Raw genomic sequence first — 14464 nt, forward strand, 5'->3', positions numbered from 1 at the left:
CCCCATGCAAGACTACAAGCAACCCCTGCGCGTCGGTGTCGGCGGCCCGGTCGGCTCCGGCAAGACCGCGCTGCTCGAAGCCCTGTGCAAGGCCATGCGCGACCACTACCAGATCGCCGTGGTGACCAACGACATCTACACCAAGGAGGACCAGCGCATCCTCACCGAGGCCGGCGCCCTGGAGCCCGAGCGCATCGTCGGCGTGGAAACCGGCGGCTGCCCGCACACCGCGATCCGCGAGGACGCCTCGATGAACCTGGCGGCGGTCGAGGCGCTGGCGCGCAAGTTCGGCAACCTGGAGGTGATCTTCGTGGAAAGCGGCGGCGACAACCTGTCCGCCACCTTCAGTCCGGAGCTGGCCGACCTGACCGTCTACGTGATCGACGTGGCCGAGGGCGAGAAGATCCCGCGCAAGGGCGGCCCGGGCATCACCAAGTCGGACTTCCTGGTGATCAACAAGATCGACCTGGCTCCCTACGTCGGCGCCTCGCTGGAGGTGATGGAGCGCGACACCAACCGCATGCGCCCGGAGCGCCCGTGGACCTTCACCAACCTGAAGACCGGCCACGGCCTGCAGACGCTGATCGACTTCATCGTCGAGAAGGGCATGCTCGACGCGGCGCGCGGCTGAGACGCCGCCGGCTGGGCGCCTGACCCGCCTCAGGGGCAGGGCGGCTTGCCCTCGCCCAGCCGTGCGGAGAGGAAGTCGATCAGCACCCTGACCCGCAGGGGCATGTAGCGGTTGCTTGGCAAGACGGCATAGATGCCCAATGGCGGCGGGGCGAAGTCGTCCAGCACGCTGACCAGCCGTCCCGCCGCCAGGTGGTCGGCGACGATGAAATCCGGTTGCACGCTGACGCCCTGGCCCTGCACGGCCGCCTCGGTCAGGGCGTCGCCGTTGTTGGCCTGCAGGCGGAAGGGCAGGTAGACCGACTCCAGATGGCCGTCGATCTGGAAGGTCCATGGCCGGTTGTTGGCCTGCGGCGAGTAGCCGAGGCATGCGTGGTCAGCGAGTTCGCCGGGGTGTGCCGGCCGGCCATGCCGCTCCAGGTAGCCAGGGGCGGCCACGGTGAGCAGGCGGCAGTTGCCGAGCTTGCGGACGATCTGCCCCGGATCGAGCTGGCCGGTAATGCGGATCGACAGGTCGATGCCTTCCTCGATCAGGTTCAGCTGGCGGTCGCTGAAATCCATCGCCAGGCTGATCGCCGGATAGTTTTGCGTGAACTCCAGCAGCAGCGGCACCAGCTTGCGCAAGCCGAAACTCAGCGGCAGGCTGACGCGCAGCTGGCCGCCCGGTGTCAGCCGTTCTTCCATCACCCCGGCCTCTGCCTCCTCGACCAGCTCGAGGATGGTCCGGCACTTTTCCAGATAGGCACTGCCCGCGGAGGTCAGCGACAGGCTGCGGGTGCTGCGCACCATCAGCTTGACCCCCAGGTGCTCCTCCAGTGCGGCGATCTGCCGGGTCACCACCGAGCGCGCGACGCCGAGCTGGCCCGCCGCCGCCGAGAAGCTGCCCAGTTCGGCGACCCGCACGAACAGGCCCATGGCATCGAGTCGATTCATTGTTGATTCCCAGGTCAACAGACTGTTCGTGATTGTCCTCTATTTGGCATCAGTGTGCGCGGGTAAAGTTGCTCCATCGCCAACGACCTGGTGCCGGCCCCGATGACCGGCGTGGCGCACCGGCTTCCCATCGTGGCGGGCAGCGCCCGGGCCGATACAGAGGAGATAGAAATGCTGGATATCAGACCTGCCGCCGAGCGCGGTCTCGCCAACTTCGGCTGGCTGCATTCGCAGCACAGCTTTTCCTTCGGCAGCTACTACGACCCGAAGCACATGGGTTTCTCTGATCTGCTGGTGATCAACGACGACCGGGTGCGCGCCGCGCGCGGTTTCGATACCCACGGCCACCGCGACATGGAGATCTTCTCCTACGTGCTGGAAGGGGCCCTGGAGCACAAGGATTCGATGGGCAACGGTTCGGTGATCCGTCCGGGCGACGTACAGATGATGAGCGCCGGCACCGGCGTGCGGCACAGCGAGTACAACGCTTCGCGCGAGGAGCTCGTGCACTTCCTGCAGATCTGGATCGTGCCGAGCCGCAAGGGTGGCGCGCCGCGCTATCAGCAGCGGCACTTCGCCGCCGCCGAGAAGCGTGGCCGGTTGCGCCTGATCATCTCGCCGGACGGCGCCGACGCTTCGCTGTCGGTCAATCAGGACGTGCGGGTCTACGCCGGCCTGTTCGACGGTGCCGAGCAGCAGCGCATCGAGCTGCCGGCCGATCGCTACGCCTATATCCACGTCGCTCGCGGTGCGCTGACCGTCAATGGTCAGCGCCTGGCGGCCGGCGACGGCGCCCGTCTGCGCGACGTCCGCGAAATCGACTTCAGTGCTGGCGACGCTGCCGAAGTGCTGCTGTTCGACCTGCGCCCCAACGAATTGCCGATGTACTGAATTCCTGAGGAGGAAAGATCATGAAAATCCTGCAAATCAACGCCAGCGCCCGCTCCACCGGGGCCAACTCCACTCGCCTGGCCGACGCCATTACCGCGCGGCTCAAGGCGCAGAGTCCGGCAGCCGTGGTCGAGCTGCGCGATCTGGCCAGCGATCCGCACCCGGTCCTCGACGAAGCCGCGCTGGGGGCGCTGTTCACGCCGGCTGAGCAGCGCAGCGCCGAACAGGCTGCGCGCGTGGCACTGGATGATGCGCTGATCGCCCAGGTGCAGGCCGCCGATGTCGTCGTGCTCGGCGTGCCGATGTACAACTTCGGCGTGCCGGTGCAGCTGAAGACCTGGCTCGACGCCATCGCCCGTGCCGGCGTGACCTTCCGCTACACCGAGAACGGCCCGCAAGGCCTGCTCACGGGCAAGAAGGTCTACGTGGCGCTGGCCCGTGGCGGGATCTACCGCGACACTCCGGCCGACTCCCAGGTGCCCTACCTGAAGACCGTGCTCGGCTTCCTCGGCATGACCGACGTCGAGTTCGTCTATGCCGAAGGGCTGGCGATGAGCAGCGAGGGCGCCGACCAGGCGTTCGCGGCGGCGGAGGCCCGGATCGGCGAACTGATCGCCTGATCGGGGCCGCTGCCGGGGAGCCATGCCGGTTTGCCGGCAAACGTCTGCGCTGCCAGGTGCGCGTCCCGATCGAGCCGCCCATTGGAGCAGGGGTATCGGGCCGCGCACGGAGCTCTGGAGAGTGTGGATTCAGCGGTCTGGATGTTTCTCGAAAAAAGTAGTTGACGGTGTTTTGCCCGTCCGTATAATTCGCCACCTCGTTACGGCGCACAGCCAGTTAACGAGGCCGCAAGTGATTGATTTTGAACGAAATTCTTCAAAATAAACGCTTGACAGGTTGAAAGGCTGCTGTAGAATGCGCGGCCTCGGTTGAGACGAAAGCTTCCGCAGGGTCTGATCGAAACGCTCTTTAACAAGTTGAATCAAGCAATTCGTGTGGGTGCTTGTGGGGTAAGACTGGTGATCGCAAGATTATCAGCATCACAAGCAACACTCGTGAATTCGAGAGTTTTTTGCGATTGCTGAGCCAAGTTTAGGGTTTTCTCAAAACCCGGATTGATTTGAACTGAAGAGTTTGATCATGGCTCAGATTGAACGCTGGCGGCAGGCCTAACACATGCAAGTCGAGCGGATGATGGGAGCTTGCTTCCTGATTCAGCGGCGGACGGGTGAGTAATGCCTAGGAATCTGCCCGATAGTGGGGGACAACGTTTCGAAAGGAACGCTAATACCGCATACGTCCTACGGGAGAAAGTGGGGGATCTTCGGACCTCACGCTATCGGATGAGCCTAGGTCGGATTAGCTAGTTGGTGGGGTAATGGCTCACCAAGGCGACGATCCGTAACTGGTCTGAGAGGATGATCAGTCACACTGGAACTGAGACACGGTCCAGACTCCTACGGGAGGCAGCAGTGGGGAATATTGGACAATGGGCGAAAGCCTGATCCAGCCATGCCGCGTGTGTGAAGAAGGTCTTCGGATTGTAAAGCACTTTAAGTTGGGAGGAAGGGCTGCTGGCTAATACCCTGCAGTTTTGACGTTACCAACAGAATAAGCACCGGCTAACTTCGTGCCAGCAGCCGCGGTAATACGAAGGGTGCAAGCGTTAATCGGAATTACTGGGCGTAAAGCGCGCGTAGGTGGTTCAGCAAGTTGGATGTGAAAGCCCCGGGCTCAACCTGGGAACTGCATCCAAAACTACTGGGCTAGAGTACGGTAGAGGGTGGTGGAATTTCCTGTGTAGCGGTGAAATGCGTAGATATAGGAAGGAACACCAGTGGCGAAGGCGACCACCTGGACTGATACTGACACTGAGGTGCGAAAGCGTGGGGAGCAAACAGGATTAGATACCCTGGTAGTCCACGCCGTAAACGATGTCAACTAGCTGTTGGGTTCCTTGAGAACTTAGTAGCGCAGCTAACGCGATAAGTTGACCGCCTGGGGAGTACGGCCGCAAGGTTAAAACTCAAATGAATTGACGGGGGCCCGCACAAGCGGTGGAGCATGTGGTTTAATTCGAAGCAACGCGAAGAACCTTACCTGGCCTTGACATGCTGAGAACTTTCCAGAGATGGATTGGTGCCTTCGGGAACTCAGACACAGGTGCTGCATGGCTGTCGTCAGCTCGTGTCGTGAGATGTTGGGTTAAGTCCCGTAACGAGCGCAACCCTTGTCCTTAGTTACCAGCACGTTATGGTGGGCACTCTAAGGAGACTGCCGGTGACAAACCGGAGGAAGGTGGGGATGACGTCAAGTCATCATGGCCCTTACGGCCAGGGCTACACACGTGCTACAATGGTCGGTACAGAGGGTTGCCAAGCCGCGAGGTGGAGCTAATCTCACAAAACCGATCGTAGTCCGGATCGCAGTCTGCAACTCGACTGCGTGAAGTCGGAATCGCTAGTAATCGTGAATCAGAATGTCACGGTGAATACGTTCCCGGGCCTTGTACACACCGCCCGTCACACCATGGGAGTGGGTTGCTCCAGAAGTAGCTAGTCTAACCTTCGGGGGGACGGTTACCACGGAGTGATTCATGACTGGGGTGAAGTCGTAACAAGGTAGCCGTAGGGGAACCTGCGGCTGGATCACCTCCTTAATCGAAGATCCCAGCTTCTTCATAAGCTCCCACACGAATTGCTTGATTCACTCGCGAAAGGCGATTGGGTCTGTAGCTCAGTTGGTTAGAGCGCACCCCTGATAAGGGTGAGGTCGGCAGTTCGAATCTGCCCAGACCCACCAATTGTCGTGGTGCGCAGGCCGATCGAAAGATGGGGCCATAGCTCAGCTGGGAGAGCGCCTGCTTTGCACGCAGGAGGTCAGGAGTTCGATCCTCCTTGGCTCCACCATTTAATCGCCGAAAGCTCAGAAATGAGTATTCAGTCAGTTCGCCAGGTGCGGCTGATGTAGGAATACTGATTTCTGGTCTTTGCGCCAGAACGTTCTTTAAAAATTCGGGTAAGTGATAGAAGTAGACTGGGTGAGTGTTTTCACTGCACTCATCCACGTCAAGGTAAAATTTGCGAGTTCAAGCGCAAGTTTTCGGCGAATGTCGTATTCACGCACAATGACCGCAGGAAATCGGATCTTCGGATTGCAGATTGCTTGGGGTTATATGGTCAAGTGAATAAGCGCATACGGTGGATGCCTTGGCAGTCAGAGGCGATGAAAGACGTGGTAGCCTGCGATAAGCTTCGGGGAGTCGGCAAACAGACTTTGATCCGGAGATCTCTGAATGGGGGAACCCACCCGGCACAAGCCGGGTATCTTGTACTGAATCCATAGGTGCAAGAGGCGAACCAGGGGAACTGAAACATCTAAGTACCCTGAGGAAAAGAAATCAACCGAGATTCCCTTAGTAGTGGCGAGCGAACGGGGATTAGCCCTTAAGCTTCTTGGATTTTAGCGGAACGCTCTGGAAAGTGCGGCCATAGTGGGTGATAGCCCCGTACGCGAAAGGGTCCTTGAAGTGAAATCGAGTAGGACGGAGCACGAGAAACTTTGTCTGAACATGGGGGGACCATCCTCCAAGGCTAAATACTACTGACTGACCGATAGTGAACCAGTACCGTGAGGGAAAGGCGAAAAGAACCCCGGAGAGGGGAGTGAAATAGAACCTGAAACCGTATGCGTACAAGCAGTGGGAGCCTACTTTGTTAGGTGACTGCGTACCTTTTGTATAATGGGTCAGCGACTTATATTCAGTGGCGAGCTTAACCGTATAGGGGAGGCGTAGCGAAAGCGAGTCTTAATAGGGCGTTTAGTCGCTGGGTATAGACCCGAAACCGGGCGATCTATCCATGAGCAGGTTGAAGGTTAGGTAACACTGACTGGAGGACCGAACCCACTCCCGTTGAAAAGGTAGGGGATGACTTGTGGATAGGAGTGAAAGGCTAATCAAGCTCGGAGATAGCTGGTTCTCCTCGAAAGCTATTTAGGTAGCGCCTCACGTATCACTCCAGGGGGTAGAGCACTGTTTCGGCTAGGGGGTCATCCCGACTTACCAAACCGATGCAAACTCCGAATACCTGGAAGTGTCAGCGTGGGAGACACACGGCGGGTGCTAACGTCCGTCGTGAAAAGGGAAACAACCCAGACCGTCAGCTAAGGTCCCAAAGTTGTGGTTAAGTGGTAAACGATGTGGGAAGGCTTAGACAGCTAGGAGGTTGGCTTAGAAGCAGCCACCCTTTAAAGAAAGCGTAATAGCTCACTAGTCGAGTCGGCCTGCGCGGAAGATGTAACGGGGCTCAAACCACACACCGAAGCTACGGGTTCATCCTTTGGATGAGCGGTAGAGGAGCGTTCTGTAAGCCTGTGAAGGTGAGTTGAGAAGCTCGCTGGAGGTATCAGAAGTGCGAATGCTGACATGAGTAACGACAATGGGAGTGAAAAACTCCCACGCCGAAAGACCAAGGGTTCCTGCGCAACGTTAATCGACGCAGGGTTAGTCGGTCCCTAAGGCGAGGCTGAAGAGCGTAGTCGATGGGAAACAGGTTAATATTCCTGTACTTCTAGTTACTGCGATGGGGGGACGGAGAAGGCTAGGCCAGCTTGGCGTTGGTTGTCCAAGTTTAAGGTGGTAGGCTGATTTCTTAGGCAAATCCGGGAAATCTAGGCCGAGAGCTGATGACGAGCGTTCTTTTAGAATGCGAAGTGGTTGATGCCATGCTTCCAGGAAAAGCCTCTAAGCTTCAGGTAACTAGGAACCGTACCCCAAACCGACACAGGTGGTCGGGTAGAGAATACCAAGGCGCTTGAGAGAACTCGGGTGAAGGAACTAGGCAAAATGGCACCGTAACTTCGGGAGAAGGTGCGCCGGTGAGGGTGAAGTATTTACTACGTAAGCCCATGCCGGTCGAAGATACCAGGCCGCTGCGACTGTTTATTAAAAACACAGCACTCTGCAAACACGAAAGTGGACGTATAGGGTGTGACGCCTGCCCGGTGCCGGAAGGTTAATTGATGGGGTTAGCGCAAGCGAAGCTCTTGATCGAAGCCCCGGTAAACGGCGGCCGTAACTATAACGGTCCTAAGGTAGCGAAATTCCTTGTCGGGTAAGTTCCGACCTGCACGAATGGCGTAACGATGGCGGCGCTGTCTCCACCCGAGACTCAGTGAAATTGAAATCGCTGTGAAGATGCAGTGTATCCGCGGCTAGACGGAAAGACCCCGTGAACCTTTACTATAGCTTTGCACTGGACTTTGAGCTTGCTTGTGTAGGATAGGTGGGAGGCTTTGAAGCGTGGACGCCAGTTCGCGTGGAGCCATCCTTGAAATACCACCCTGGCAATCTTGAGGTTCTAACTCTGGTCCGTTATCCGGATTGAGGACAGTGTATGGTGGGTAGTTTGACTGGGGCGGTCTCCTCCCAAAGAGTAACGGAGGAGTACGAAGGTGCGCTCAGACCGGTCGGAAATCGGTCGCAGAGTATAAAGGCAAAAGCGCGCTTGACTGCGAGACAGACACGTCGAGCAGGTACGAAAGTAGGTCTTAGTGATCCGGTGGTTCTGTATGGAAGGGCCATCGCTCAACGGATAAAAGGTACTCCGGGGATAACAGGCTGATACCGCCCAAGAGTTCATATCGACGGCGGTGTTTGGCACCTCGATGTCGGCTCATCACATCCTGGGGCTGAAGCCGGTCCCAAGGGTATGGCTGTTCGCCATTTAAAGTGGTACGCGAGCTGGGTTTAGAACGTCGTGAGACAGTTCGGTCCCTATCTGCCGTGGACGTTTGAGATTTGAGAGGGGCTGACCTTAGTACGAGAGGACCGGGTTGGACGAACCTCTGGTGTTCCGGTTGTCACGCCAGTGGCATTGCCGGGTAGCTATGTTCGGAAAAGATAACCGCTGAAAGCATCTAAGCGGGAAACTTGCCTCAAGATGAGATCTCACTGGAGCCTTGAGCTCCCTGAAGGGCCGTCGAAGACTACGACGTTGATAGGCTGGGTGTGTAAGCGTTGTGAGGCGTTGAGCTAACCAGTACTAATTGCCCGTGAGGCTTGACCATATAACACCCAAACAATCTGATTGTTTGCGTGAGACAGGCCGAAAGCTTGCAGAACCGCAAGACAGATACCGAATACGACTATCACGTACCCGATTCGGGGTAGCGCCACGGCGATGCCCCAACCGAATTGCTTGACGACCATAGAGCGTTGGAACCACCTGATCCCATCCCGAACTCAGCAGTGAAACGACGCATCGCCGATGGTAGTGTGGGGCTTCCCCATGTGAGAGTAGGTCATCGTCAAGCACCTATACAGAGACCCCGATCAGCTCATGCTGGTCGGGGTTTCGTCTTTCCGGGCCTGAAAAACCGGCTGGTAGACGGTCCCCGAGGCTGCTCTGCCTGGTAGCGCAGGGCCTTCGGGGAGGCGCGGGCAGGGCTATGCTTTCCGGGGCGGAGTCGCCTCCGCATGCCTTCCGTTGCCGGAGTCGCCCGATCATGTCCAGATCCTCCTCATTGCTCGTCGCCACACTGCTGTCGTTCGCTTGTCTGCCTGCGCTGGCGGAGACGATAAGCCCCTTGCACGGCCAGTCGCAGCAGACCATGCAGGCCGACATGAGCGCCTGCCAGGCTCAGGCCGCCAGCGCCGGCGGCTCGACCCCCAGCGCCACGACCTCGGGAGGCGGGCGGCTGCGCGGCGCCGCAGCCGGTGCGGCGGCAGGGGCTGCGGCCGCGGAGATCCGCGGTCGTGAGCATGAGGAGGCGTATGAGCGCATCGATGACGACATCAAGCAGGAGTATCGACAGAGCGAGGCCAGGGATGCGGCAGCGGTCGGCATGGCGGTCGGTGGCTCGCGGCAGCGTCAGGAGCGTCGCCAGGGGCGCCGCGAAGAGCGGCAGGGCGCGGCGAACGCTTCGTCCGCGTACAGCAGCTGCATGCAGCAGCGCGGTTATCAGGTCACGCCTTGAGGCGCGCAGCGGTATCGCCAGCGTTGCGAGAGCTCCCAGGGCTGTAATCCACCAGCTCGCTACGCGCTGCCCGGCCCCAGCTTGTTATCATCCGCAGCCATTCGGCCGGATGGCGCGGCCAGCGAGCGCGCTGTCTTCAGGCTGACACAGATCCCGGGCCAAGCTGGCAGGTACAAGGGCCGACCGGCGATTTGCGGAAGATCACTACAGAATCAGGAGCTCAGGATGGACAAGGTTTGGCTGCAGATGTGCGAAGCGGCGGGGGTGGACCCGGACAAGCGCCTGGCAGCGCGCCGGGCGGTGCTCGACAGCGCCGAGGCAGTGGATTGCACCGTATACCGCCCGGACGAGAACGATCCCGACGCTGAGGAGGATGACCTTGGCGAGGCGCGCATCGTCTTTACCGGACCCTTCGAGGCGCCGGCGGAGTGGAATCCGGCTGAGCGCGAGGAGTTTTTCGGTGACGATGATCCCGAGCAGTTCTTCACCGCGCGCATCGAATGCGAGGCCGAGCCGTCTTCGTCCGCCTACTTCGTGCCGGAGATGGGCGACTACCTGGCTGCCGTGACTGGCCAGGGCGAAGTGGCCATGTACTACGTCCACGACTGCGAAGAGGACGACGACGGCCTGCACTGTGTGCTGATCCGCGACGACGTGGAGCTCTACTGAGCTATCACAGTTGCGCTGCCTGGACTGGCGAAGTGCGCCAGTCCATCCGCAGTCTGCCAACCTTTCCCCGCAAGCCCGGAGACGGGCTATCCCAGCCGGCGTCCTCCGTCGGCATTCAGTGCCGCAAGAGCCAGGTGTCGTCGTCGGCCTGGACCTGCTCGAACACCCAGAGCCAGTAGCCCAGTTCGCAGTTGTTGAAGTTGACCTCGTCCAGCCAGCGTGTGCGGGAGAAGTGCGGGTGTTCGCTTTGCGAACTCTGGCGTTCGTACTTTCTCTGTAGCTCCTCGGCGGAGAACAGGAAGTCGTTCAGGTCGTAGGGGGAAGCCTTCCTCGTGGAGAGCGCGAGACCAAGGATCGACAAAAACATGGTTGGGCTCCTGCATGCTGGCATGTGCTGAAGGGTTCCCGGGCGGGCCGGGAGACTTTGCCGGTGTGGTTGAAACGACCGGCCTGCCAATACTGTATATGTGTACAGTAAAAATGCAAGCCCCGGGCGATGCGTGATTGCGCGGCAGCCGGAGCGAGGTGCGAGCAGAAGCGCAGCCGCCCCGGCTCTTGCGAGCAGGGGCGGCTTGTCAGGATATGCGAAGGGTGGGCTCAGCCGCCGGGCATCACTCGGCGGCCTGCTCGAGCTTGCGCGGGGCCATGAAGTACAGCCAGGTCAGCGCCAGGAAGTACATGGTGGGGATGATGGTGAACAGCACGGCGTAGTTGTTGTTGGTGACGGTCAGCACGTAGCCGACGATCTGGGTCATGAACATGCCTCCGACCGCCGCGCACATGCCGCCGAAGCCGAACACGGTGCTCATCAGGTGCTTGGGGGTGTAGTCCATCACCAGGCTCCAGATGTTGGCGGTCCAGGCCTGGTGGGCACCCACGGCCAGGGCGATGGCCAGCACCGCCATCCACAGGCCGCTGGCCTTGGCGGCGAACACCACGGTGCAGATGCAGGCGGCGAAGATCAGCATGGAAACCAGGCGCGCGCGGATCGGGTTGACGCCGCGCCCGATCAGGAAGGACGACAGGATGCCGCCGCCCACGCTGCCGAAGTCGGCGGTCAGCCAGATCAGCATCAGCGGGATGCCCATCTGGGTGACGCTGATGCCCAGGTTGTACTGCTGGTTGAGGAACGGCGGCAGCCAGTACAGGTAGAACCAGAACACCGGCGCGGTGATCATGTAGGCTACGGCGAAGGCCCAGGTGCCGCGCATGCGCAGGATGCGCGAGAAGGGCACCTTGGTCGGCTCCGGCTCGACGTCCTTCTGGATGTACTCCAGCTCGGCCTTGCTGACGCTCGGGTGCTCTTCCGGGTTGTAGTACTTCAGCGCCCAGAACACCAGCCAGACCAGACCCAGTGCGCCCATGCCGATGAAGGCGGCCTGCCAGCCCCACACGGAGAGGATCAGCGGCAGCAGGGCCGGGGTGACCATGGCGCCGACGTTGGTGCCGGCGTTGAAGATGCCGGTGGCCAGGGCGCGCTCGCCGGCCGGGAACCACAGGCGGGTGGTCTTCACGCAGGCCGGGTAGTTGGCCGCCTCGGTCAGGCCGAGGATGAAGCGGCAGATCATGAAGCCGACCGCTGAAGTGGCCAGACCGTGGGCGCCGGTGGCCAGGCTCCACAGCAGCACGGCTAGGAAGAAGGCGCGCTTGACGCCGATCTTGTCGATGAAGCGGCCCTGCAACAGGAAACCGACCGCATAGCCGACCTGGAACCAGAAGTTGATGTTGGCGTAGTCCATGGTGGACCAGCTCATCTCCTTGGCGAGGATCGGTTGCATGACGCCGAGAGCGGCGCGGTCGATGTAGTTCAGGGTGGTGGCGAAGAACACCAGGGCCAGCATGCCCCAGCGCATCTTGCCGACGGCGAGGGCGGCGCGGATCTTCTCGCCGACACCCGCATGAGGGTGGACGGAGTGCACCTGGGGCGATACGACTGGGCGAGCCGTGGAAATCGACATGAGCGTTTACCCGATTCTTGAAATTGTTATGGAACAGCTTGAGCTGCTTCACCGGCTATCGGCGTCTGTTGCACCGACGAGGCCTCCGGCATGGGCAAATGGTGGAATCGCCAGTCTCTCCGGTCAATGCGATTAACGCTCATTAGGTCGATAATCGAACGCAACCTAACTGGTTAGTACATTTTGACCCGAGTCCAATTTTGCTATAGCCGCTGGTTGTTTGTCGCCAGAAAAGGGGGACTGTCCAGCCAGTTCCAGGGCCGCCAGATAGCCGAAGGTCATCCCCGGGCCGAGGGTGATGCCCCCGCTGGGGTAGTGCCCGTCCATCACGCTGGCCATGTCGTTGCCCACCGCGAACAGCCCGGCGATCGGCTGCCCGCCCCCGTCCAGCACTCGTGCTGTGGCGTCGGTGCGCAATCCGGCGAAGGTGCCGAGGCTGCCGGGCACCAGCTTCACCGCGTAGAACGGCCCTTGCGCAAGCTCTCCCAGCGACGGGTTGGGACCGTGGCGCGCCTCGCCCTGGGCGCGGTTGTAGGGCGAGGCGCCGCGGCCGAAATCCGGGTCCGCGCCGCACGCGGCGTGGCGATTGAAACGCGCCACGCTGGCGGCAAGCTGTGTCGGGGCGATGCCGCATTGGCGGGCGAGGTCTTCGAGGCTGTCGCCGCGCTTGAGGTAGTCGTTGCGCAGCCAGCGTCCCTCCGGGAAGGGGAACGGGCGCACCGCGCCGATGCCGTAGCGGTTGCGCGCGCGATGATCGCCGATCAGCCAGGCGACCGGCTCCTCGCCAGCCGGCGTGGTGGCGAACAGCGCGTTCATGAAGACGTGATAGGAGTCCGCCTCGTTGACGAAGCGCCGGCCGTCGCGGCGCACGATGACAAAGCCCGGCTTGGCGCGCTCCATCAGGTGCGGGAAGGCGCCGAGGCTGCCGTCGCCGAGCGGCACCAAGGATACCGGCGCCCAGGCGCCGGCATGGGCCAGATCGTTCGCCACTAGCCCGCCGACCGCCTCGGCCAGGCGCAGACCGTCGCCGGTATTGCACGGTGGCGCCGCCGAATGGTGCCCCTTGCCGTCCGGGGCGTGGGGGAATAGCTGCGCAATGCGCGCGCGGTCGTGGGGGAAGCCTCCGCAGGCGAGCACCACGCCGCGGCGGGCGTGGATCTCGGTCGGCGTGCCCAGCTGGTCGAGCAGGGCGCCGATCACCCGGCCGTCACTGTCGAGCAGGCGGCGCACCGGCGCTTCGGTCAGCAGGCTGACTCGCAGATCCAGCGCACTGCGCAGCAGGCGCGCCACCAGCGCGTTGCCGTTGACCAGGTGCAGGCCGCGACCGTGCAGCAGGCGGTCGCGGAAGTGCCGCAGCAGGCGCCCGGCCGCGTACAGCGCCGAGCGCGGGGAACGGGTGGCGTCGAGGAAGTGGGCGAGGTCCGCGCCGCCGGCGATGCCCATGCCGGCCAGGCTGATCAGGTCCAGCGGCGGGCGCAGCTTGGCGATCCACTCGCCGAGCTGGCGGCCGTCGAACGGCTGGGCGCACAGCGAGCGGCCGCCCAGGACCGCGCCGGGGCCGTCGTGCATGTCGGGCATGCGGCTGCCGGACTGGAACTGCACGGCAGTGTGGCGCTGGAAGAACTCGACCATCGCCGGGCCGTGGTCGAGGAAGGCGCGCTGACGTTCGTCCAGTTCGGCGCGGTGAAGCTGCTCGCGCAGATAGCGCTCGGGGGCTCCGGGCTCCTCGAGCTGGCCGTCGGCGACCGCCAGCGGATTGCGCGGAATCCACAGCCAGCCGCCGGACCAGGCGCTGGTGCCGCCGAGCAGCGGCTCCTTCTCGGCGACCACCACCTTCAGGCCGTGGTGCGCGGCGGTCACCGCGGCAGCCAGCCCGGCCGCGCCTGAGCCGATCACCAGCACGTCGCATTCGATCCTGTCGGGCGTCTGCATGTCCTGCCTCTTGTTGTTGTGGTTGGCGAGCAGTTGTAGGGGCGAGTTCATTCGCCAAGCAGGCCAGCGGCCTGCCCTTGGCAACAGCGGGGCCGCGTTGCGGCCCATGGCGAATAAATTCGCCCCTACAGATGACTCACTGCAGCGGCGAGAAGCCGGTCGGCTTCATCAGCCGCGACTCCAGGCGCTCCACCGCATCCAGTTCGCGGTTCTTGCGCGCGAAGGCGGCCCAGCGCGGGTCGGCGGCCATGCTGGCGCGCCGTGCGGCGCGGTCGTCGAGACTCTCGTAGGCCCAGATGTGCACCACCTGGTTGGCCTCGCCGAACTCGGTGGTGAAGAAGCCGACGAGCTGGCCGAGGTGCTCGGTCTGCACCGCCAGGGCGTCGCTCTGGTACAGCGCCAGCCACTCGGCGAGGCGTGGCGGCTTGATGGTGTAGGTACGCAGTTCGTAGTACATGCGGGTAGCTCCGTGG

General features: G+C 61.6%; 10 protein-coding genes, 2 tRNA genes and 3 rRNA genes. 10 read left to right on the top strand and 5 right to left on the bottom strand.

The window, feature by feature from the left end; genetic code table 11:
• The first annotated feature begins 4 nt into the window (after positions 1-4).
• Positions 5-631: an urease accessory protein UreG gene (gene ureG / locus BLT78_RS05685; RefSeq protein WP_090348033.1), complete on the top strand. Its 627-nt coding sequence runs from the start codon at positions 5-7 to the stop codon at positions 629-631.
• A gap of 29 nt (positions 632-660) precedes the next feature.
• On the opposite strand, the gene BLT78_RS05690 is transcribed toward ureG, so the two are convergent.
• Entirely contained in the window at positions 661-1563 is a 903-nt protein-coding gene (locus BLT78_RS05690) for a LysR family transcriptional regulator (protein WP_090348034.1), read from the bottom strand.
• Between the two features lie 171 nt (positions 1564-1734).
• On the opposite strand from BLT78_RS05690, the gene BLT78_RS05695 reads away from it, so the two are divergent.
• The 9 genes from BLT78_RS05695 to BLT78_RS05735 all read left to right on the top strand — a co-directional run bounded on the left by BLT78_RS05695 (position 1735) and on the right by BLT78_RS05735 (position 10101).
• Positions 1735-2454: a pirin family protein gene (locus BLT78_RS05695; RefSeq protein WP_090348035.1), complete on the top strand. Its 720-nt coding sequence runs from the start codon at positions 1735-1737 to the stop codon at positions 2452-2454.
• A gap of 20 nt (positions 2455-2474) precedes the next feature.
• The gene (locus BLT78_RS05700; RefSeq protein ID WP_090348036.1) at positions 2475-3074 is read left to right on the top strand and encodes an FMN-dependent NADH-azoreductase; all 600 of its coding nucleotides are present in this window, start codon (positions 2475-2477) and stop codon (positions 3072-3074) included.
• Positions 3075-3576: 502 nt separating this feature from the next.
• Positions 3577-5113, top strand: a 16S ribosomal RNA gene (locus BLT78_RS05705).
• Positions 5114-5179: 66 nt separating this feature from the next.
• A tRNA-Ile gene (locus BLT78_RS05710) sits at positions 5180-5256 on the top strand.
• Between the two features lie 31 nt (positions 5257-5287).
• Positions 5288-5363, top strand: a tRNA-Ala gene (locus BLT78_RS05715).
• A 268-nt stretch (positions 5364-5631) separates the two neighbouring features.
• Positions 5632-8523 (top strand): 23S ribosomal RNA (locus BLT78_RS05720).
• A gap of 130 nt (positions 8524-8653) precedes the next feature.
• A 5S ribosomal RNA gene (gene rrf / locus BLT78_RS05725) occupies positions 8654-8769 on the top strand.
• Together the 16S, 23S and 5S rRNA genes with 2 tRNA genes alongside form the textbook arrangement of a ribosomal RNA operon.
• A gap of 192 nt (positions 8770-8961) precedes the next feature.
• Positions 8962-9432 carry a YMGG-like glycine zipper-containing protein gene (locus BLT78_RS05730; protein WP_090348037.1) on the top strand — a complete coding sequence of 157 codons (471 nt, stop codon included), beginning with the start codon at positions 8962-8964 and terminating at the stop codon, positions 9430-9432.
• A gap of 246 nt (positions 9433-9678) precedes the next feature.
• A complete protein-coding gene (locus BLT78_RS05735) occupies positions 9679-10101 on the top strand; it encodes a hypothetical protein (protein ID WP_090352160.1) in 423 nt (140 codons plus the stop codon).
• Between the two features lie 115 nt (positions 10102-10216).
• Here the strand turns inward: BLT78_RS05735 and BLT78_RS05740 are convergent, their stop codons facing one another.
• From BLT78_RS05740 to BLT78_RS05755, 4 genes are all read right to left on the bottom strand, one after another.
• Positions 10217-10468: a hypothetical protein gene (locus BLT78_RS05740; RefSeq protein WP_090348038.1), complete on the bottom strand. Its 252-nt coding sequence runs from the start codon at positions 10466-10468 to the stop codon at positions 10217-10219.
• 244 nt (positions 10469-10712) lie between these two features.
• Positions 10713-12020, bottom strand: coding sequence for an MFS transporter (locus tag BLT78_RS05745; protein ID WP_408003094.1), 1308 nt, complete (start codon positions 12018-12020; stop codon positions 10713-10715).
• Between the two features lie 204 nt (positions 12021-12224).
• A complete protein-coding gene (locus BLT78_RS05750) occupies positions 12225-13991 on the bottom strand; it encodes an FAD-dependent oxidoreductase (RefSeq protein WP_090348040.1) in 1767 nt (588 codons plus the stop codon).
• Positions 13992-14127: 136 nt separating this feature from the next.
• Positions 14128-14448 carry an NIPSNAP family protein gene (locus tag BLT78_RS05755; protein ID WP_090348041.1) on the bottom strand — a complete coding sequence of 107 codons (321 nt, stop codon included), beginning with the start codon at positions 14446-14448 and terminating at the stop codon, positions 14128-14130.
• Between the last annotated feature and the right edge of the window lie 16 nt (positions 14449-14464).

It is taken from the genome of Pseudomonas oryzae (assembly GCF_900104805.1).
Classification (GTDB): Bacteria; Pseudomonadota; Gammaproteobacteria; order Pseudomonadales; family Pseudomonadaceae; genus Geopseudomonas; species Geopseudomonas oryzae.